This window comes from Staphylococcus sp. 231237_7MaSpsaltlick, assembly GCF_043107035.1.
This window is the reverse complement of sequence record NZ_JBICNX010000012.1, coordinates 1-20,999: the sequence shown is the minus strand read 5'-3', so window position 1 is coordinate 20,999 and position 20,999 is coordinate 1. Positions and strand designations below refer to the sequence as shown.

General features: G+C 31.4%; 16 protein-coding genes. 5 read left to right on the top strand and 11 right to left on the bottom strand.

What is annotated here, in order from left to right; genetic code table 11:
* Positions 1-192 precede the first annotated feature (192 nt).
* Both ACF91D_RS19780 and ACF91D_RS19775 read left to right on the top strand, forming a co-directional pair.
* The gene (locus tag ACF91D_RS19780) at positions 193-612 is read left to right on the top strand and encodes a nuclear transport factor 2 family protein (protein ID WP_039067782.1); all 420 of its coding nucleotides are present in this window, start codon (positions 193-195) and stop codon (positions 610-612) included.
* Between the two features lie 103 nt (positions 613-715).
* Positions 716-1,420 (top strand): SDR family oxidoreductase, encoded by a 705-nt coding sequence (locus ACF91D_RS19775; protein ID WP_039067784.1) that lies wholly within the window; start codon positions 716-718, stop codon positions 1,418-1,420.
* Between the two features lie 175 nt (positions 1,421-1,595).
* On the opposite strand, the gene ACF91D_RS19770 is transcribed toward ACF91D_RS19775, so the two are convergent.
* Both ACF91D_RS19770 and ACF91D_RS19765 read right to left on the bottom strand, forming a co-directional pair.
* A complete protein-coding gene (locus ACF91D_RS19770; protein ID WP_327620687.1) occupies positions 1,596-3,416 on the bottom strand; it encodes an acyltransferase family protein in 1,821 nt (606 codons plus the stop codon).
* A gap of 222 nt (positions 3,417-3,638) precedes the next feature.
* Entirely contained in the window at positions 3,639-3,947 is a 309-nt protein-coding gene (locus tag ACF91D_RS19765) for a metal-sulfur cluster assembly factor (RefSeq protein WP_039067787.1), read from the bottom strand.
* A 113-nt stretch (positions 3,948-4,060) separates the two neighbouring features.
* On the opposite strand from ACF91D_RS19765, the gene ACF91D_RS19760 reads away from it, so the two are divergent.
* Entirely contained in the window at positions 4,061-4,903 is an 843-nt protein-coding gene (locus tag ACF91D_RS19760) for a Cof-type HAD-IIB family hydrolase (protein ID WP_069792453.1), read from the top strand.
* A 32-nt stretch (positions 4,904-4,935) separates the two neighbouring features.
* Positions 4,936-6,258: a CoA-disulfide reductase gene (locus ACF91D_RS19755; protein ID WP_039067789.1), complete on the top strand. Its 1,323-nt coding sequence runs from the start codon at positions 4,936-4,938 to the stop codon at positions 6,256-6,258.
* A gap of 279 nt (positions 6,259-6,537) precedes the next feature.
* Here ACF91D_RS19755 and ACF91D_RS19750 read toward each other — a convergent pair whose 3' ends face one another.
* Positions 6,538-7,446 carry a ketopantoate reductase family protein gene (locus ACF91D_RS19750; RefSeq protein ID WP_101051360.1) on the bottom strand — a complete coding sequence of 303 codons (909 nt, stop codon included), beginning with the start codon at positions 7,444-7,446 and terminating at the stop codon, positions 6,538-6,540.
* Between the two features lie 137 nt (positions 7,447-7,583).
* Between ACF91D_RS19750 and ACF91D_RS19745 the strand changes: the two genes are divergently transcribed.
* Positions 7,584-8,105: a TetR/AcrR family transcriptional regulator gene (locus tag ACF91D_RS19745; protein ID WP_327620688.1), complete on the top strand. Its 522-nt coding sequence runs from the start codon at positions 7,584-7,586 to the stop codon at positions 8,103-8,105.
* Between the two features lie 150 nt (positions 8,106-8,255).
* Here the strand turns inward: ACF91D_RS19745 and ACF91D_RS19740 are convergent, their stop codons facing one another.
* The 8 genes from ACF91D_RS19740 to ACF91D_RS19705 all read right to left on the bottom strand — a co-directional run bounded on the left by ACF91D_RS19740 (position 8,256) and on the right by ACF91D_RS19705 (position 20,475).
* Entirely contained in the window at positions 8,256-8,645 is a 390-nt protein-coding gene (locus ACF91D_RS19740) for a YisL family protein (protein ID WP_039067792.1), read from the bottom strand.
* Positions 8,646-8,877: 232 nt separating this feature from the next.
* Positions 8,878-9,783, bottom strand: coding sequence for a fumarylacetoacetate hydrolase family protein (locus ACF91D_RS19735; RefSeq protein ID WP_039067793.1), 906 nt, complete (start codon positions 9,781-9,783; stop codon positions 8,878-8,880).
* 222 nt (positions 9,784-10,005) lie between these two features.
* Positions 10,006-11,142: a DUF418 domain-containing protein gene (locus ACF91D_RS19730; protein ID WP_327620689.1), complete on the bottom strand. Its 1,137-nt coding sequence runs from the start codon at positions 11,140-11,142 to the stop codon at positions 10,006-10,008.
* Between the two features lie 24 nt (positions 11,143-11,166).
* Positions 11,167-14,823 (bottom strand): helicase-exonuclease AddAB subunit AddA, encoded by a 3,657-nt coding sequence (gene addA, locus ACF91D_RS19725; protein ID WP_327620690.1) that lies wholly within the window; start codon positions 14,821-14,823, stop codon positions 11,167-11,169.
* A complete protein-coding gene (gene addB / locus ACF91D_RS19720; RefSeq protein ID WP_327620691.1) occupies positions 14,820-18,287 on the bottom strand; it encodes a helicase-exonuclease AddAB subunit AddB in 3,468 nt (1,155 codons plus the stop codon). Before addB ends, addA begins: the two co-directional genes overlap by 4 nt.
* Before the next feature lie 477 nt (positions 18,288-18,764).
* The gene (lepB, locus tag ACF91D_RS19715) at positions 18,765-19,358 is read right to left on the bottom strand and encodes a signal peptidase I (protein ID WP_039067801.1); all 594 of its coding nucleotides are present in this window, start codon (positions 19,356-19,358) and stop codon (positions 18,765-18,767) included.
* Positions 19,359-19,376: 18 nt separating this feature from the next.
* Positions 19,377-19,895, bottom strand: a complete 519-nt coding sequence (gene lepB / locus ACF91D_RS19710; protein WP_327620692.1) for a signal peptidase I — start codon at positions 19,893-19,895, stop codon at positions 19,377-19,379.
* 4 nt (positions 19,896-19,899) lie between these two features.
* Positions 19,900-20,475 carry a TVP38/TMEM64 family protein gene (locus tag ACF91D_RS19705; RefSeq protein WP_327620693.1) on the bottom strand — a complete coding sequence of 192 codons (576 nt, stop codon included), beginning with the start codon at positions 20,473-20,475 and terminating at the stop codon, positions 19,900-19,902.
* Positions 20,476-20,999 lie beyond the last annotated feature (524 nt).

Sequence of the window (20,999 nt, the reverse complement as noted above, 5' to 3'; positions counted from 1 at the left end):
TTTCATGAGACTTAAAAGCTTACTACACCTTATATTTTGCCTGCTTAACATAGAATAAAACATACATTTATTATTAATAAATAATAAAAATCATCTAGCATTTTCGTATTGATTAACTAAATAAACACAATAACAGTTCTTAGAATTATGTTACGATTATTGTAAATACTCATTATAAGGGAGTGTGCTTACATGGAACAAGAAATTAAAAAACCAATACCACCTTTTAATAAGCAGACAGCGTTAGAAAAAGTAAAGATAGCTCAAGATGCATGGAATACACGAAATCCAGAAAAAGTTTGTCTTGCTTATACGGAAGACTCAAAATGGAGAAATCGTACTGAATTTTTTGAAGGACGTGAAGCAATCAAATCTTTTTTATATAGAAAATGGAATAAAGAACTTGATTATAAATTAATGAAAGAATTATGGTGTTACACAGATAATCTTATTTCTGTCCGATTTGAATATGAGTGGCGTGACGCAGAATCAAATCAATGGATGCGAACACATGGCAATGAACATTGGGAATTTAATAAAAATGGCCTCATGACTAGAAGAGATATGAGTGCAAATGATTACCCGATTAACAAAGAAGACAGAAAATATTAAGATTAAATATAGATTAATGAATCTCACTATGATTAATTCTATTTTTTATATTTATAGAGGAAAATAGAGACCCTTTATACTGTTAACCAAAGGAGATTATAATATGGATCAAAATTCAATGTATAAGACTGCATTAGTGACAGGTGCGACGAGTGGTATAGGTAAAGCCATCACAAAGAAATTACTACAAATGAATATGAATGTAGTAGCTGTAGCTAGAAACCAGGATAAATTAAATAGTTTAGCTTCCGAATTAAATAACGACTCTACATTACTCACGGTACAAGCAGATGTTTCTAATAAAAAAGAAATAGAATTTGTAGTTAAACAAGCCGAAACGCGTTTTGAAACCGTTGATGTTCTTGTTAATAATGCCGGGAAAATGGGTTCTAGTAGGGTCTTAGATGGTTCGGTATCTGATTGGGAAGATATGATTGATATAAATATTAAAGGTTTGCTTTATGGTGTTAATTCGGTAGTTGGAAATATGGTCAATAATCAAAAAGGTCATATCGTCAATATTTGTTCCGATTCAGGATTTGAAGTTATTGAACGTTTATCTGTTTATTGTGCTACAAAATTCTCTGTGCGCGCTATTTCTATTGGTTTAGAAAAAGAATTAGCTAATACAGGTGTACGTGTAACAAATGTATCACCAGGTATGGTGGAAACGGAACTCAGTTCGAAAAGCCCCTTTGAAGAAAACAGAAAAAAATTAGAACCTAAAGATATTGCTAACGCTGTATCCTATGCTATTTCTCAACCAAAGCATGTTAATGTTAACGAAGTCACTGTGCGCCCCTCTTAAAATAGTTAAATTATAAAAAATGTATGCTAAGAAAACAAGTGCTTTCTTAGCATACATTTTTAAGTTCTAAACTTTAATTTGATTTATAATATCATTGACATTTACATGCGATCTTTTTTCTACAATTTTAGATTTTAATAGAAACAAGAACTCAAACATTATTATGTTGTTTAATCTATTTAGATTTTTTGGTAATATGTTTTAATATTTCATCCGTTAGTGCTTTTACACCTTTTGCTTCTAAATGGATACCATCTGGTGCAAAATATTCTGTATGGCCTTCTGAACGTTTATACCAGTCAATTAGAGTAACATTATCATATTTTTTGGCAGCATCAGCCATCAATTTATTAACATGAGATTCATAACTTCTAGGCACTCTTGTATTTACTAAATACACTTGCGCATCACCGAACTTTTTAATTAATTCATTTAATTGTTCTTTAGAAAAATCGCCGTTTGTTCCTAACTCTAAGATAACTTGATCTGACTTTTGGTTATAATTTTGATATTTTTGATCAACTAATGGACTCGCTTCGTATAAATTTCTACCAACTTTTCCATCAATATTAGCATGAGGTACTCGCATCTTAAAGGTTTCTCCAATATCCACCATTACAGAATCTCCAATTAATAATGGTTTCAAATCTGCATATACTTCATTATCTTTCTCCTTTTTAAAATTAGAATCTCCTAAAAAGTTAACGTCATTAACTGGAATTGGTCTAACTAAATATTTATCTATTTCATCTGTATTATATGAAGTTGCTTTATGGTTTATGTCATTTTCACCTAGTTTATCAAAGCTTCCTGCAAAGACAAACATAGTAGGAATTAAAAATAAAATTAAGACGATAGTTCTAATCACTGCCTGTTTATTTAAACGTGAGATATTAAATACTTTTATTCCTCGTTTTCTAAACGGTGTCTCTATATAACGATATGACAACTCTGCCAAGACAATGGTTAAAATGATATCTACTGCGTAAATATAAAAAGGTAATTGGCCATCTACATAATATGAATGTACAAAGCTAATTACAGGGAAATGCCATAAATATAAACTATAAGATCGTTTCCCTATGTATACAAATAATGGATTACCTAGTATTTTGGCAAAATAACCAGAAGGATGTACCGCACTAATAATTACTAGTAACGTCAATCCTGAAATTAAATAAAAACCACCATTATATATCCAATTACTATTATCATTCACTTTTAAGAAAAGGATTAATAAAAGTGCAATTCCAACCACACCTATACTATCGATGATAGTTCTCAATAAATGATTGGGATTTTTCTTTAATTTAAACGGAGGCCAAACAAATGCAAATATTACACCTAATAACATTGTCTGTAATCGGGTATCAGTCCCAAAATAGACACGTGAATGCCCTGTTTGTGATTGGGCAATAATAACCATTGTTAATAAAGAAATTAGTGAAACTATCCACAATATCAAAGTCACATTTCGGTATTTCTTTATTGTAAGTAGTAAAAAAATGAAGACAGTGGGAAAAATAATATAGAATTGCTCTTCAATTGCAAGTGACCATAAATGTTTTAATGGCATAAAAGCAAACTGTTCGAAATAATTAACATCCGATGCAATGTACCACCAATTTGACACATAAAAAACAGCTGCGAAAGCATCTTGTTTAATATTTACTATTTCATCAGGTTTAAGTATTAATGTAGCTACCGTAACAACCATCACAAGTAATGACATAGCTGGAATTAATCGTTTAACTCGCCTTAACCAAAACTGTTTTAAATTAATAATACCTGTAGATTCATATTCAAAAAGTAATAAGCTAGTTATCAAATAACCAGAAATCACAAAAAATGTATCCACACCTAAAAAACCGCCAGTCAACCATTGTTTGTTTAAGTGATAGATGATGATGCCTATGACCGCAATTGCTCGTAATCCATCTAAACCTGGCATATAACGCGTACTATACTTTAACTGCTTATTTAAATTATTGCTCATTTCTATTCATTCTTTCATCCCCAATTAAAATATTTCGCTATTGTCGTTATCATTCACTCAACCATTGTAATACTTCTGTAATATTACTGCAATTATTTTAATGAATTGCACTATAGAAAAATTATATTTTTAAATGGTTAGTATTTTAATAATTTTAACAAAAAAATAGCCCAATGTACGATAAGTACATTAGACTATTCTTTAGTTACTATTTATTTTGTTTTAACCGATACCTAAAGCAATTTTAGCGTAACGAGACATCATTTCTTTACCCCATGGCGGACTCCAAACGATGTTTACTTCTGTATCTGAAATCTCTGGAATTTCTGCTAATACCATTTTAACTTGGTTTACAATTTGAGGTCCCATTGGACAACCCATAGATGTTAATGTCATTTCTACAGTACATAAACCTTCGTCATTTACATCTACATTATATATTAAACCTAAGTTAACGATATCGATACCTAACTCAGGGTCAATAACCATTTCTAAAGCATTCAATATGCTATCTTTTAATCCTTCATCCATACATTTCACCTCTTCGTAATTAATCATACTAACAATATATCAAATATCTTACAAAACTCCAATAAAATGCTATGATATTCATACGTCAATTATTAAACATTAAGGAGAATTCAATGGAACCTTATTTAATTTGTCTAGATTTAGACGGAACGCTTTTAAATGATGAAAAAGAAATCACACCTTATACAAAAGAAGTATTAACTAAATTACAAAAACAAGGGCACAAATTAATGATTGCCACTGGTAGACCATATAGAGCTAGCCAAATTTATTATCATGAACTGAATATGGATACACCAGTCGTGAACTTTAATGGCGCATTTGTACATCATCCTAAAGATGATCAATTCGAAATTAAACACGATGTATTAGATTTAGATTTATCGAAAAGCATTATAAAAAGTTTAAATGATTATGGTGTATCTAATATTATTGCCGAAGTTAAAGACTACGTATTTATTAATAACTATGATCAAAGATTATTTGATGGGTTTTCAATGGGTAATCCAAAAGTAGAGACTGGAGATTTACTTACTTCATTAACTGAATCCCCTACCTCAATTTTAGTTGAGGCGGAAGAGTTCATGATCCCTAGAGTCAAACAAATGTTAACACGCTTTTATGCAGAAAATATTGAACACCGTAGATGGGGTTCACCATTTCCAGTCATTGAAATTGTTAAACAAGGGATTAGCAAGGCACGCGGTATAGATTACGTAAAATCTCATTTAGAAATCGATAGAAATCATATTATTGCATTCGGCGATGAAGATAATGATTTAGAAATGATTAAATATGCTAAATACGGTATTGCCATGGATAATGGATTGGATGAACTTAAACACGTTGCAAACCAAGTTACATATTCTAATAATGAAGATGGTATTGGACGATATTTAAATGATTATTTCCAATTAAATATGCCTTATGAAGAAACTATAAAATCTCAAATTTAATTCGAGATTTTAATTTGAGGAGGCCTTTCAGTATGAATAAAATTGTAGTTGTTGGTGCAGTTGCTGGAGGCGCAACTGTGGCTAGTCAAATCAGAAGATTGGATCAAGAAAGCGAAATTGTTGTTTTCGAAAAAGACCGTGATATGAGTTTCGCTAACTGTGCGTTACCTTACTATTTAGGCAATGTCGTTGATTCACGCGATAAAGTGCTTGAAGCAACGCCAGAAGCTTTTTATGATTCTAAAAATATAATTGTAAAAACGTATCATGAAGTGACATCTATAAACGATGATTCACAGACAATTACCGTTTACGATTACGTGAATAATACTTCGTTTGAAGAACATTATGATACTTTAATATTAAGCCCTGGATGTAGTGCAAATTCGTTGAACTTAAATAGTCCAATAGCATTTACTTTAAGAAATATGGAAGATACAGATGCAATTGAAGCTTTTATTGAACAACATCAAGTTAAAAAAGCACTAGTTGTGGGCACGGGTTATATAGGTTTAGAAATTTTAGATAATCTATATGAACGTGGTATCGTACCTACTCTAATCCATCGCTCAACGCATATCAATAAATTAATGGATCAAGACATGAACCAATCTATTATTGATGAAATGGATAAACGTCATATCACTTATCGCTTTAATGAAGAAATAACAAAAGTAGATGGTAACGAAGTATATTTCTCTTCTGGTAATGTAGAAGCTTTTGATTTAATTATTGAAGGTGTAGGCGTAAAACCAAATTCAGGCTTTATTAAATCATCTAGTATCACTTTAGATAACAAAGGTTATATTCCTGTTAATGACCAATTTCAGACTAATGTGCCAAATATATATGCACTTGGTGATATCATAACTTCACATTATAGACACGTTGATTTAACCGCACACGTTCCGCTTGCTTGGGGTGCACATCGTGGTGCAAGTATTATTGCTGAACAACTAGCAGGTAACCCTAAAGTGAAATTCAAAGGCTTTTTAGGTTCAAATATTGTTAAATTCTTTGATTATACTTTTGCTAGTGTAGGCGTATCACCGCAAGAATTAGAACATTTTGATTACGGAATAGTTGAAGCTAACCAAGGCGAACATGCAGGATATTACCCTGGAAATAAAAAATTACACTTACGTGTTTACTTTGATAAATCTAACAGACGCATTATTCGTGCAGCCGCAGTTGGAGAAAAAGGTGTAGATAAACGCATTGACATCTTATCAATGGCAATGATGCAAAAATTAACAATTGATGAACTGACAGAATTTGAAGTCGCTTATGCCCCTCCATATAGCAGACCAAAAGATATTATTAATATGATTGGCTATAAAGCTAGGAATAAATAAAAATAATCTGTGTTTGGAAAACATAAAAATATCGATGATTTCTACACTAAAATTAAGTAGAAATCATCGATTTTATTATTTATATTAAAGCCTTATCACTTATTTTATTAGTGGTTTAAGATTTAGACTTCTATAAAACTGAATCTTTTTATAAAATCCTCTTCTTTCTTATAAAAAGATTTCAAGTTTTCTTTACTATATATTTTAACAATTACAATAATGATATTAACTTAGTAATCATACCTAAAAAATTAATAATTATAATACAATTCAACTTAATTATATCGATTCTTTAATCAAATCATCTAAATGGTTAGTTGTTAATGCCGTTTGCTTATTTAATAACTTTATATCTTCGTATAAAGTGTTAACTTCTGAATTTGAACCTTGAATTTGGTTCATCATTTTGATGTTAATAATTAATTTTAACAGTGGATAGGCAATATATTTAAATTTTTTAAACAGAATCGACTGTAATTTTGGTGTAATGTTATAGTTACTATGTTCAATTAATAAATGTAATTCATTATATGACCTAATGATATTACTGATAAGTTGCTTTTGATTTCCTTTGTATTTATTTTTCAGTGATAACCCAGTATTTAGAGGTATTATCATTGCTGCATGTGACATTAACCAATCTTCAAATTTTGTTTCGTAAGTTAATTTTATAGATGAATTTTTAAAAATTTCATCAAGTTTATTATGAAATGGTATTACTCCATTAAGGTTGCTTACTTTTAATTCCCCTGCATTAAATCGAATAACAGTGGTTTCACTATCCGTTCTGTTACCTCCAGTCATTAAAAACCCAAAAGATATATTTTTAGATGTAATTGATTGCTGGATTACTGTTTGGCGAAGTTTATGAGGATTAGTGTTATTACCTATAAAAATAATATTGGTGCTTATATTTTGAGCTAATGAAGGTACAACTGAGTAAAAATCTGAATACTTCATTGTTACAAAGATAACATCATAGTTATCATTCTTCCCTAAATTACTTACATAGTTAAAGTGATCTGTAGTTCTTTTATTTTGTAAATAATGATTCAACACAACCCCTCTGTTATTTAAGTGATTATAATTTTGACCTCTAGCTAATAATGTTATGTTATTTTCAGGTTGATTTAATACATATGCTAAATATTGCCCTTGTACACCAGCGCCATAAATAAGAATATTCATATGCGTCCTCCTTTTTAATGAACATTTGTTCATTAACTTGAACTTATCATTATAAAAAGTTAAACTCAATAAACAAAACAAGTATATTGATGCTTATTGTACAGATTTCAAAAATCGTTGATAAATGAGGAATAGTTATGGATAAAAGAAAAGAAAAATCACGTCAACTTATTATCGAAAATTTTATAAAACTAATGCAAAAAAAGGACATTGCTAAAATATCTATGAAAGATATTGCCGAAGCTTCTAATATCAATAGAGGAACGATTTATTTAAACTTTTTAGATAAATACGACATACTTAATCAATCATTAGATTTTATATTAGCTGAAGCAATTGAAAAATGCGAGCGTACAATGAATCTTCAACAAGATGGTAAAACAAATATGCGTGAAATACTCATAGCTATAGATAAACAATATGTGATCTTGAAACAATTAATACAAAAATCTGATTTAAATATATTAAGACAAACGCTTTCTGAAAAATTTATGCAAAACATAAAACAAAAAGATAATGAAATAGCGTTACAATTTTTAGGTTCGGCAATTGTAGGTGTTATTATATGGTGGATAGAGCACTCTAGACCCTACTCTATTGATGAGTTAAGTAATGAACTATGGCATCTGTTAGAGCCACATATTGATACATTTCTATAGATTAAATGAGAAAGTTTCAGCGCAATTTTAATACTTTATGTTAACGTTCGTTATCTCACACTATAATACCTTTTAGTTTAAACAAATTTATCTACCGGCAAAACAACAAAAGAGGCTATGACAATGAAGTCGTAGCCTCTTTTATATAACTTACAAACCAAACATTTGTGTAATTGGTCCCATCGGTAAAATAATACCAATAATGATAGTCAAGATGATAACTACAATAGTAGTCCATAATAAACTATGACTTGGTTGACCTTTTTTACGTTTAGTAATTGTCACTTCCATCAATGCAACGACTGCTACACCGCAAATCATTTTCAATGTCAGTAACATATGTCCACCTGCATTATCAGATGAGAATGATTGAATCCAAACCCAAAAACCTGAAATTAACACAAGCAACATAAATAATCTTAAAACCATATGAATCGGTTTAAAATAAGGTGAAGCGCCTTGTTTTTCAGAAAAGTTAAAGTAAGCCGCAAAGAATAAAATAATTAATAATGCCCAACTTGCTATATGCATATGTAACATAAAATATAACCCCCACACACGTTTTTCACTTCAAAAGTATATAAAACAGAAGTATATTGTAGTCTTTTAATTATAAAATCAAAAGATTACTTACCCTATCATACTTAAAATCACTTCATTTTTCAAAAAGAATTCTATATTAATCTACTAATGATTAGGAAAAAAAAGCGGGATACAAATCAAAATTTTAAATTTGATACGTATACCCGCACTTTTTAATATCTTAATATTTTTATTTGTCAGCAATAAAATTAGTTAATGTTCCGATATTATCGATTGTAACTTTAACCTCATCACCTGGTTGTAAAAATTTAGGTGGATTCATGCCTGCACCAACGCCTGCTGGTGTACCAGTTGCAATTATATCACCTGGGTGTAATGCCACAAATTTAGAAATTTCTTCTATCAATTCATCTATTTTAAGAATCATTTGACCTGTGTTACCATCTTGACGGATTTCATTATTTACTTTCGTAACGATGTTCACATCTTCTGGTGTAGGTAATTCATCTTTTGTCACAATATAAGGACCTATTGGGCAACCACCAGTTAAACTTTTAGATAAGAATGCTTGGTCTTGTTCATTTTGCGCTTTACGGTCGGTAATATCATTAATAATTGTATAACCATATACGTAATCTAACGCTAAACCTTTAGGAATTTTTTCACCAGATTTACCAATTACAATACCAAGTTCACCTTCATAATCTAACTGATCAGTAATATCTTTATGGTTTGGAATCGTGCTATTATCACCAGTTAATGATGAAGCAGCTTTTGTAAATACATATAAACGTTGTACTTCATGATTTAATTCACTAGCATGATCTTGATAATTGCGTCCAAATGCAATTACATTATTTGTTGGCGTCACAGGTGGTAAGAACTCTATTTCACTAAATAGCACTTTATAGTCGTCACCTTTACCACTATCTTCTGCTGCAACTACAGCTTTACGAACTTGTTCTTGAAAATCGACAACTTGATTTTGTTGAAGTCCGTTTAATAATGTTTTCGGGTGAAATTCGCCTTCAGCAAAATCTGCAAAAACTTTTTTTAAGTCCCATGCAGCCTCTTCACGTTTAACTTTCACACCATAAGATGTCTGTCCTTCATGTCTGAATGATAGGAATTTCATTCAATATCAGCTCCTCATCTATATCTTATTACATATTATAACTATATTTACCCCGAAATAACAAATAAATAACTAGCGCTTTCAAAAATTAATATATACTTAGTGAGAACGTATTTTTCATGTTGCAAGCCTTGTTGGATTACAAATTCAAAGCAGTATATACATTTTACCATTTAAACATAATTTTATAGTAAATAAATACAACCAGTGTAAGGGGCTAATTTATTTTAGGTATGTGATTTTTCGCCATACCCATTCAAAAGGTCCCATTTTAAAGTGTTTTAAATAAAAGTAACAGCCAACTAGTTGTATGCCATAAACAATTAAAGCAATGATATAAGATTGATATAGTGGCAATTGGTTATATAAGCCTAACCCTATACCTAAAAATATTATCGACAAAACAACGCTCTGCGTTAAATAAACAGATAAACTCAGTTTACCTGGATAAGTAAATACTTGGAGCAAGTTTGCAATACGCAAACTTTGGTACATAGCAATAAAAATCAATATATAACCTGCAGCAACAATTGGTCCACCAACAATATTGATATTTTGGTATGCGCTATTTGAAAAATCTAGCGCATATGGCATTTTAACAACATATCCAATAATTAGGCATAAAATGCCCCATTTAATGGCGCTTTGTTTTTGAAGTTGAATTTTTTTAACTAAATTTAATTTTTGTGCAGCTATACCTAAAAGAATGTATGGTAAAAATTCAAGATAAGCAGACCCCATCACCACATCTAATACATTGTATAAATTTTCTAGCGCATTTATTTTAAGAAATTCTGTAAAATGCCCTTGTTGTTTAATTTCTATTAATTTAGATAAGGACACACCACTAAAATTATGTTGACTATATGGATTATTTATTAAGGAATATACTACAAACGGTATAACTAGCAGTAACATTTTTAAGATAAATAAGATGATTGCTGCTTTTATTAAACGCTTGGCTTTGACTTTAATAAATAACACTGCTATTGCTCCTGTAAACGCATAGCCAAATAAGATATCTCCTGAAAATACAAAGAACCCATGTAACAAACCCATAAACATAAGAAAGAACAATCTTCTAAATATTATTGGGTAATAGTTAATTCCTTTTAACTGACTATTGTCATACATAATACTCAATCCATAGCCAAATAGGAATGTAAAAATAGGATAAAAAGAACCAATTATTAATAAGGTAATTACGTGCAATAATACAGCATCAAATCCATGCACAACATCACCCAACATACTTTCCTCATAAGGAAAACTAAAAACTAATATATTCATTAAAATAATACCTAACAAACTTAATCCACGTAATGCATCTATTTCATGTAACCTCTGCTGCGATGACACAACAAGCACCCCTTATAGTTTTGTTTATTCATCAATAGAAAGTTGCCCAAATTTAAAGAAATATAAATAACCTTTAACATTTGTTTTTAAGATAGTTTCTAATGTATTTCGATAGTATTCCATTTGTATTTTATAGCGTTCTCTTAGTTGTGCACCTATTGCTTCATCCGACATATCACGGCGTCTATTAAATGCATCTGTTTTATAATCCACAAAGTAATATTGTCCATCTTTTTCAAAGATAAGGTCAATCATTCCTTGAATTATAGAAGCATCTGCTTCCATATTTTCAATACGGTCTACTTTAGCTTGATTGACTACAAATGGTAATTCACGATATATACGGTCACTCATAGCAATCGTTGTATAAAGTTCACTTTCAATAAACTGGTAAACATCTTCAAATCGGATATCTTTTTTAGCATCTTGATCAATAATATGTTTATCTATCAACTGATTGATAAATGTATCCACGTCACTATGAGATAGCCCTTCCTTTCTGAACGGCAAATGTTGCATTACCGTATGCATAAGAGTTCCAATTTCATTCGCTTTCCGTTTCGTATTATGACTTAAAAACCCTGGTCTTTCGTAGGAAGCTGAGCCAATTCGATATTGTCTAACTCTATCGTAATTTGTGTCAGCTTGCTCAGTCTCGAGTTGTCGTTTCAATTCTGAGACGGATTGTTTTGATGGTTTTTCAATAGCTAATTGATGTGGGTAATTGAAACTTAATTGTTCATGAATCTGTGACTTGAGCTCATCATTACCAGTCTGAGTCGTTTGTATATCTGTAAGTGTACGTTGCTCACTTTCGGCTATAACAATTTCTGACGCAATATCTTCATAAAAGTCTGTTTTTAGCTGGACAAAAGGCGTCATCGAATCATCAATGTCATTGATTGTTGCTTCAAAACGCAATTCTTTTGGCAGTGAAGTAGATTGATATTTAGCCAATATAGGATAAATCATATCAATCGGTCGTTGCGCTGTTAAACGGTAGCTAACTGGTAAATGCGTCTCTGAAATTGATACCTGTTCAAACTGAGTTAGTTCTTTTTCATCTTTTACGCGACCTATTAAAAATAATTGTTCTTTAGCGCGTGTCAACGCAACATATATTAACCTCATTTCTTCTGAAACCATTTCTTTTTCTGCTATCGCCTTATACGTAACAGATGATAACGATGGATAAGATAAGTGACTATCAATGTCATAGTACGTCATACCTAAACCATAACTTTGATTTAAAATTACTGGTCTGTGCAAATCATCTCTTCTAAAACGTCTCGATAGTCCTGAATAAATTACGAATGGGAATTCTAATCCTTTACTACTATGAATCGTCATCATTCGTACAACGTCATCATTTGGACCAACAATATTTTCTTCACCAAAGTCTTTACCTCGTTCTATTAATTCATCTATAAAACGGATAAATTGATACAACCCACGGAAACTAGAATTTTCAAATTCTACCGCTTTATTAAATAACCCGTACAAATTTGCACGTCTTCCTTTACCACCGACAATGCCACTAAAATATTGAATAACATAATGGTCATTATAAAACTTATCGATTAGTTGATAGACAGGATGACTTTGGCTATAACGTTGATATATTTCAATATCTTTCAAGAAAGCTTCTAGTTTAGCGACTAATTTTTTATTAGCCACATCATTTGCTATATAATGCTGTATCGATTGATAAAAATAATCATCATTGGGACTAAACACCCTGATATTTGATAATTCATCCTCAGTAAACTGGTAAATCACAGAACGCATGAGTCCAACTAAATAAATATCTTGTAGTGGGTTATCTACTGTTCTTAAAAAAGACAATATAAGTTGTACTTCAGTCTGTTCAAAGTATCCCTCTTTACTATTAACATGAAAAGGAATGTTATGATCCTTAAACGCTTGTTGTATCTTACGTGCCTGTCCATAAGAACGTTCCAAAATAACGATATCTTTATAACTAGGTTTTCGATACTGCTCAGTTTTCATATCATAAATTTCATGCTCTGACATAATTTTTTCTACTTGTTGAACAATATATTCTGCTTCTTGTTCCGAACCATTTAAGTCCGAAGAAGCATCTTCAACTAACATATTCATCTGAACGTCATGCGGCTCATTATCGAAAGGTGCGCCGTAATAAAGTTGTGCAGCATCATCATATACAATTTCTCCAACCGCTTCATCCATCATATGCTTAAATAAATAGTTCGTTGTAGTCAAGACTTCTTTTCTAGAACGGAAATTTTGTGATAAATCTATGCGCATACCATTCTCTGAACCATCTAATGTAAAACGGTTATACTTTCCTATGAATAAACTGGGGTCCGCTTGTCTAAATTTATAAATAGACTGCTTTACATCGCCTACCATAAATAAATTCCCATCTGCCTCACTACCTCGTTTAATACATGCAATAATTTGCTCTTGTACACGGTTGGTGTCTTGGTATTCATCCACAAGTATTTCTTCGAATTGATTGCGATACATATCAGCGATGTCTGATGGGGCACCATCTTCATTCATCAATACCCGCAATGCAAAATGTTCATAATCCGAAAAATCAAGTAAATTTCTGCTACGTTTCTTTTGATTAAATAACTCAATCACATCTGCTGTTACTTGTGCTAAATATGCTACTCTAGGCGCTAAACGCTGCATATCCAATATTAAATCTTCAGCATTACGCGAAAAATAATCTTCTTGTACTTTAGTTACCAATGCTTTGTATTGATCGTAATGTTTTTTACCATCATCGTATGCATCTAGCATCATCTCATTGGCTTCTTTTATTTTTTTATTCTTAGCTGGAAAACGTGCTTCAAACTGATGATCGGCGATAACTTGTGTATTTAATATACCGCCTTCCATCGCTTGGGCAATAAAACGACGCTCTTTTTCTAAGACCTCAACTTGTTTATCCACTTCTTCTAGCATCATGAATAAATCATAGCTTTTATTCAGCGCTTCCAATGCAGAATTCATAAAGACCATAGCTAAATCACTTAATAACTTTAATAAGTCATCTTGCTTTGTAACATCATCATATGGTGCTGATAACTGCTCCAACCAAGCCATTGGGTTTGGGTTCGCCACGCTAAAATAAAACATTTCTTTAACTGTGTTACGTAGTTGATTATCATTACGATCAGATGATAATTGTTCCGTTAAATCAATAAAGTTAGAATCTAGCTGGTCGTAATGTTTTTCTAATACTTCATCTATTGTCTGTTCAAGTAGCAATATATTTTCAGCTTCACTGCTCGTTCTAAAATTAGGATCGATATCAAGCACATCATAGTGGTGTTGAATTAATTTCAAACAAAAACTATGTAACGTAGATATCTGCGCTTGATGTATCTTTACTCGCTGATTTTTTAAATGTGTGTTATTTGGGTCCTCATTTGAAGCTTCTTGAATTCTTTGGTCTACGCGGTGTTTCATTTCTCTCGCACTTGCATTCGTAAATGTGACAACTAGGAGTTTATCAACATCAATTTTATCTTTAATAATACGTTGTATAATGCGCTCTACTAGTACGGCAGTTTTACCAGAACCTGCAGCAGCTGCAACAAGTATATCTTGTCCCTTTGCATAAATACTCTTCCATTGGTTATCTGTCCACCTCGTATTTTCAGGTTTCACTGGTATTTGACTCATTCTCCATCGTCCTCACTTTCTACAATCACATTCTGCACTTCTTCTAATGGATCAATAGACTCGTCAACTGTACGATAACGTTTACTATCTATCATACCGTCTACATGGCAGACTGATTTATAACTACAAAAGTCACATGGTAACGTCTGATTATATTTCATCGGCGCTACTTCTGTATGTCCATCCATAATATTTGATGCCGTTTCAATAAAGTTTTGTTTATTATGATGAATTAATTTGTAAATAGTATCTTCGTCTGCAACCTTACTATTACTTTTAATAGCGCCATCTTTTTTCAAACCTAAGGGTACAATATCAGAATTATAACTTGGCTCCAATCTACTATCAAAAGCATCTAATACTGATTCATCACTATTTAGCAAGCCACTTAACTTGAAGGATTGAATGAATTCAGAGTCTCTTTTTTCTTCCGACAATTGGTTCCATGCTAGTTTAATACGAGGTTCATGTACATGGAAATACAATAGCCCGCCAGGTTTAGTGAGGTCTGTTAATCCTAGACGTGATTTATTTTGAAGTACGATATCCATATAGGTCATCATTTGCATTTGCATACCATAATAAACTTTTGTTAAATCCAAAGTTCCACTATATTTAGATGACTTATAGTCAATAATATTTACAAAACTCTCTTCGCCATTTTTATACGTATCTATCCGATCAATCTGTCCACGTATATTTATAGGTATACCTTGTTTTGTATATAATGGTTTGGCTAATAATTCGCTATTATCTTTTGGTTTTCTTCTAAAACCAGCTTCAAATCGTTGTGGCGTAAATTTAGTATAGTTACCTTGATATTTTAATGCCGTTAAAGTCGTTTCTACAATTGCACCAATACGTTGAGATAAATAACGGTAATAGGCTGTTGAATTTAATAAGTTAAATTGTACTTCAGGCAATATTTCACTTAATGCTTCAACTGTTAGCTTATGAATTTGTTTTGGATTTAGATTCTTAAAATCACCATTCACTTTTTCTGAGATGAATTTTAATACTTGGTGGAAAATATCTCCCAGATCAAAGTTTTCCAATTTATATTTTGTACGTTCGTTTAAACGTAAACCATGTGATGCAAAGTGTTTAAAGGGGCAAGCTTGATAACCTTCAAATCTAGACACACTTGCGTTAATTGTAGAACCGTACAATTCTTTAGATAAAGATTCACTTAATTGAACCGTTTCATTATCATAAGTTAAAGCAGATAATAAGTAATCTAAACCATCATTTAAACTTTCATCATCTCGCATTACTTGATATGTATCTAACCAAGTTTCTGCAACAATTTCATCATCTAACCAAGCCTTTAACGATTCGAACAAAGCAATTTTAGTTTGATGCGGATGTTCCATTAAAGTGAGTGGTTGCGCTTGATGTTGATGATGTATATTTTGAACTTCTAAATTAGTAAATAATTGTTGAATTTGACTTAAAAATGGGCTCGGTTCTTTTTGATCGCCGCCAGAACCCATGAGTGAGTATGAAAATGTAACCTGCTTACAGCTACGCGTCATCGCAATATAACATACAAATGCTTCATCCATTTGTAATATGTCTGCCGTAGGACTTAATTCTATAGAGGATTGTTCTTGAAAATATTTCTTCTCTTCGTCCGTAATTAAACTTGAAGATGAAACGGTTTGCGGTATAACACCATCATTTGCTCCTACTAAATATACGTGCTGTTTGTTATCTACTTTTGCCAAGTCCATAGTACCAACACTTACTTGATCAAGTGTTTGAGGAATCATTACAAACTCTAACTGTTCTAAACCAATATCAAACAACTCTAGAAAACGTGATTTAGACATCGTTTGCTCGCCAAACACAGTGACTAAGTCATCCAGTGTTTGAATAAATCCATGCCATATCTGGTCAATTTCTTCAGCGTCTTTATGTTGGCCGTTAAAATCTAACGTATCACGTTCGGTCATTAATTGGCTTGGTAAGTCGAAAGCTTCCAATGATTCATAGAAAGCAGTTGCAAATTCAATAGCTGTTGTTGCATGATTCATACGCTCTTCAAAAATCATCACTTTATTGATGACATCTGTTTTCATCTGAATAACGCGTTCAAAAGTCTCACGTTCTTCATCTGTTAATGGCTGTCGTTTTAGACCCATTTTTCTAAATTGTTCAATATCAAAATATTTTCCATCCAACCAACGTTTGCCATAAATACCACGTTCTAAAACAAAATTCTCTAATATATCTATTAAGTAATGACTATCCTTAAATTTCTTCGACAGAATATCCGTTTTAAAAAGCCGCATAAGTGGATCGAAATTCCAATTGGTTTGTATTACTTCTATCAATGACCTTATCATTTCCATAATAGGATGATGTGTCATTGACGGCTTTACATCGATGTTATATGGTATGTCAAATTGCGGCAAAATCGACTCCATGAGATAAGCATAGGCTTCATCTCTATATAAAATAGCGATGTCTTGAAACCTATATCCTTTTTCACGTGTTTCTCTTAAAATACGACGAGCAACTTCATTTATTTCTTCTCTCATCCCACTAGCTTCTAAAATCGCTATATCACCATTTGACACTCTAGGTTCAAATTGTAATGCATTAAAATTACGCTCTAAATTGACTAGGTCAGAATTCTCAAAACGGTACACTTCATCAAAACGCTTAGTATGTAATCCTACGTTGAGATCATTTGCAATTTCTTCTATATGTGTCAATGATTCCGAAGGTTTTCTAAATAAACTAAACATATCTTTATCGCCATCAGTTGTTAATACAACCGTAACTTTTTTAGCGTATTTAACTAAACTACGGATAATTTGATACTCTAATGTCGAGAAGTTATGAAACCCATCAATATAGATTTCTGCTCGTTTCAACCATTCAGATTGTTCCATCATCGTGATGAATCTTTGCAAACTATCTTCAGTAGATACATATGTCCCGTCAATTCTATCTTCTAAATGTTTATAAACCAGTGCAATATCTTGTAACTTATGTTTTGTTCTTGTTTGTAAATCATTTTCTGAAATATAATCATTTAATTGTTTCGGCGTTACCGCATATTTTTTAAAATCTTGTATTTGTTCATAGAGCTTTTCACTAAATCCATAATATTTAACTTGAGAACGGTATAATTTCAATTCTGATTGATGTTGCTGTATGATGTCATAAATCATCATTTCAGTTCCTGCTTTAGATAATTGTTGTTCTACCAAGCCACCAACTTCTTGAAATACACGATAACTTAATCGTTCAAAGTGTAAAACTTCGGTTCTCAAACTACCATTTAGTGATTCATCATTTACGAATGATTGCTCAAGTTGAAAAGTATTTTGTGTAGGCGCAATTAAGACAATAGGATCGCCTAATGGATCTTCTCGCATTTTTGTTTTAATTTCTTCAATTATTGCTTTTGACTTCCCTGTGCCTGCTCTGCCAATATAAGCATTTAATTCCATGATTTACGCCAACTCCTTTGACTCATATTTTAACATATATATGGTTGTGTATAACTATTCTGACACCTTAGACGTCGAATAAATTAGTATATGTCTTTACTGTAATTTTGATTAATTAATAATAGTTTATGGAATATTAGAAAATGGTGGAATAAAAATCTAATTTCTTTAAAAAGATCTCGTCTTTTCACCTCAGATGAAGGCTATGCATAAATCCCACTTACTCAATAAATTGAGTAACAAAGCTTTAATTCTTTATCCAGTAACATACTGCCAATACAATAATTGAGGCTAAGACAATTATTATATTTGTCCTAGCCTCCTCTTACATATTCTTTACGTTAGTTTTTTGCATTATGATTGTACTTTTAAAATATAAGTATATTCATAACATTAAACCTTTTATTTTATAATAAGTTAGGGCAATGAAATCTTATTTAGTTAATAAAATTTCATTGCCCTACTCTCAATATTTTATTATTCATACTTTGTATCTGGATTAAATCCAAATTTCATTTCATTTAATGGCCAAAAACTAAACGACACTTTACCAACAACTTGGTCTTCGTCAATTAAACCAAACGAACGACTATCTTTACTTACTTCACGGTTGTCACCCAATACAAGTAATTTACCTTCTGGGATTTTATTTTTATCTTTTACTTTATCTAAACCTTCAGTTTGTTCGTTCATCTCTTTTGTTGTAAAACTACCAGTTATATAATTATAATCTTTATGTTTTTCATTATAATCTAAATAAGGTTCATCTACTTTTTTACCATTAACAAATAACTGATCTTCTTTATATTCAATGTTATCCCCTGCTGTACCGATAACACGTTTAACATAATCATTATCCTTAGTTGCATGGAAGACAATAACGTTACCTTTTTCAACATCTCCAAATCGTTGACCAATTAAATTAACAATAACGCGTTCCCCATCTTTTAATGTAGGATCCATAGAGTCCCCTTTAACTGTATATGATTTCCCTACGAAGTTAACAATTAGCAATACTAAGGCCACTGCAACAACGATGGACACAATCCATTCTACTATTTCTTTTCTCAATTCCTTCACCTCGTTTATTTAATTAAAAGTCACTGTAAAATTTTCAAACGGATAATATCTTAAGCTTGTGTTGCCAATGATATCTTTCTGATGGACGAAACCTAATGTTCTTGAATCGTTTTTATTTTCACGATTATCATTAAGTACAAAATAAGCATTCGGTGGAATAATATCACTTTCAGAATCTTTAAGGTTTCTAAGTGACAAGTTATTAATGCTATTCTTTGTATACGGCTCATTTACTTTCCTATCGTCTCTATATAATGAACCATTTTTAAATGAAATAGATTGCCCAGATTTTCCGATAATTCTACTAAACTGGATTTCTTTTCCGTTACGATACATAATAATATCATTATTATCTAAAAAATTAAATGTCGTTTTTATTTTATTAACAATAACACGATCACCTTGTTTTAGATTTGGGGCCATTTTATCGTCTTTTATCACTGATCCTGTAAGTACAAATGCCTGAATCAATAGTACAATAATAATCGCAAATATAATGGAAATCAAATGTTTTAATAATTTTCGCAAGTTGTCACTCCTCTGACGAATGCATAAAATGTTTCTCTAGTTTTCTACCAACGAACCACACTATAGCAATCACTAACACTATAGTTATCAACCTTATCGGATTAGTGAAAAGTGTTGTAATGTCATTACCTAACCAGCCAATAAGACCAATCATTATAAATTTAGATGCTATTAGTACAATTAGATAAGCGTGCGCTTTAATATGAGATAAACTTGCCACAATATTAACAAGTGCACTTGGTGTGAATGGAAAACACATTAAGATAAAAATAGGGATGACACCTTTTCTATCAATAAAATGTATTAAACGCTGAACTGAGGTCCGCTGTTGAATTTTTTGCATATATTTTGTATGTGCTAACCTTCTAAAAATTAAAAATACAATGTAACTTCCAACTACAGTACCTAGCCAAGCTAATAAAGTACCTACGAACCAACCAAATGCATTAACGTTCACGATTACAAACACAATGATTGGTAGAATAGGAATAAATGCCTCAATAAATGGTAATAGAAATCCTGCGATGTATCCTAAACTCCCAAATATATCAAACCAATACTGTACTTGTTCCTCTGTCATCAAATCCATCCTCGTCATCACTATTCTTTATAATTATAAGTGTAAAGTTGCTTTTTTAAAACTATAAAGCGTTCAATATAATATAAATCAGTCTTAAGAACGACATAACTTCAAAGGCGTCATCGAATGATTATTTATACTTTCGATTAGCACTAATTTTGAAGAAAATGAAAAAAATAATAACCACACTAATGTTTACTTTAATTAATAAGTTTGCAAAATGTTCGTATGTATAAGAAGAAAAGCGAGTTAGATGAAGAAATCTAATTTATTTAAAAAGATTTCTTCATCCCATCTCGGCAAAAATGACTAGAATTAAAAGGAATAAAAGATTTACGAGAGCTAATGCTCATGCATAAGCCCCACTAACTCAACTAATTGAGTAGCGGGACTTTAAATAGCTCTATACTAAACAGGACTGATTTTTATATCAGTCCTGTTTTTTGATACCAAAAAAGCGCAAAAATCTCTATAATTTAAATGTCCTACCAAATAAACTAAGGAGAGATTATGCGCCTATGAAT

Excerpts from the sequence above, each read along its gene's own strand:
- ACF91D_RS19765 (WP_039067787.1), bottom strand. The coding sequence starts at position 3,947 with ATGGATGAAGGATTAAAAGATAGCATATTGAATGCTTTAGAAATGGTT.
- ACF91D_RS19745 (WP_327620688.1), top strand. The coding sequence starts at position 7,584 with ATGGATAAAAGAAAAGAAAAATCACGTCAACTTATTATCGAAAATTTT.
- ACF91D_RS19760 (WP_069792453.1), top strand. The coding sequence starts at position 4,061 with ATGGAACCTTATTTAATTTGTCTAGATTTAGACGGAACGCTTTTAAAT.
- addA (WP_327620690.1), bottom strand. The coding sequence starts at position 14,823 with ATGAGTCAAATACCAGTGAAACCTGAAAATACGAGGTGGACAGATAAC.
- ACF91D_RS19780 (WP_039067782.1), top strand. The coding sequence starts at position 193 with ATGGAACAAGAAATTAAAAAACCAATACCACCTTTTAATAAGCAGACA.
- ACF91D_RS19770 (WP_327620687.1), bottom strand. The coding sequence starts at position 3,416 with ATGAGCAATAATTTAAATAAGCAGTTAAAGTATAGTACGCGTTATATG.
- ACF91D_RS19735 (WP_039067793.1), bottom strand. The coding sequence starts at position 9,783 with ATGAAATTCCTATCATTCAGACATGAAGGACAGACATCTTATGGTGTG.
- ACF91D_RS19740 (WP_039067792.1), bottom strand. The coding sequence starts at position 8,645 with ATGTTACATATGCATATAGCAAGTTGGGCATTATTAATTATTTTATTC.
- ACF91D_RS19705 (WP_327620693.1), bottom strand. The coding sequence starts at position 20,475 with ATGACAGAGGAACAAGTACAGTATTGGTTTGATATATTTGGGAGTTTA.
- ACF91D_RS19750 (WP_101051360.1), bottom strand. The coding sequence starts at position 7,446 with ATGAATATTCTTATTTATGGCGCTGGTGTACAAGGGCAATATTTAGCA.
- ACF91D_RS19755 (WP_039067789.1), top strand. The coding sequence starts at position 4,936 with ATGAATAAAATTGTAGTTGTTGGTGCAGTTGCTGGAGGCGCAACTGTG.
- ACF91D_RS19775 (WP_039067784.1), top strand. The coding sequence starts at position 716 with ATGGATCAAAATTCAATGTATAAGACTGCATTAGTGACAGGTGCGACG.
- addB (WP_327620691.1), bottom strand. The coding sequence starts at position 18,287 with ATGGAATTAAATGCTTATATTGGCAGAGCAGGCACAGGGAAGTCAAAA.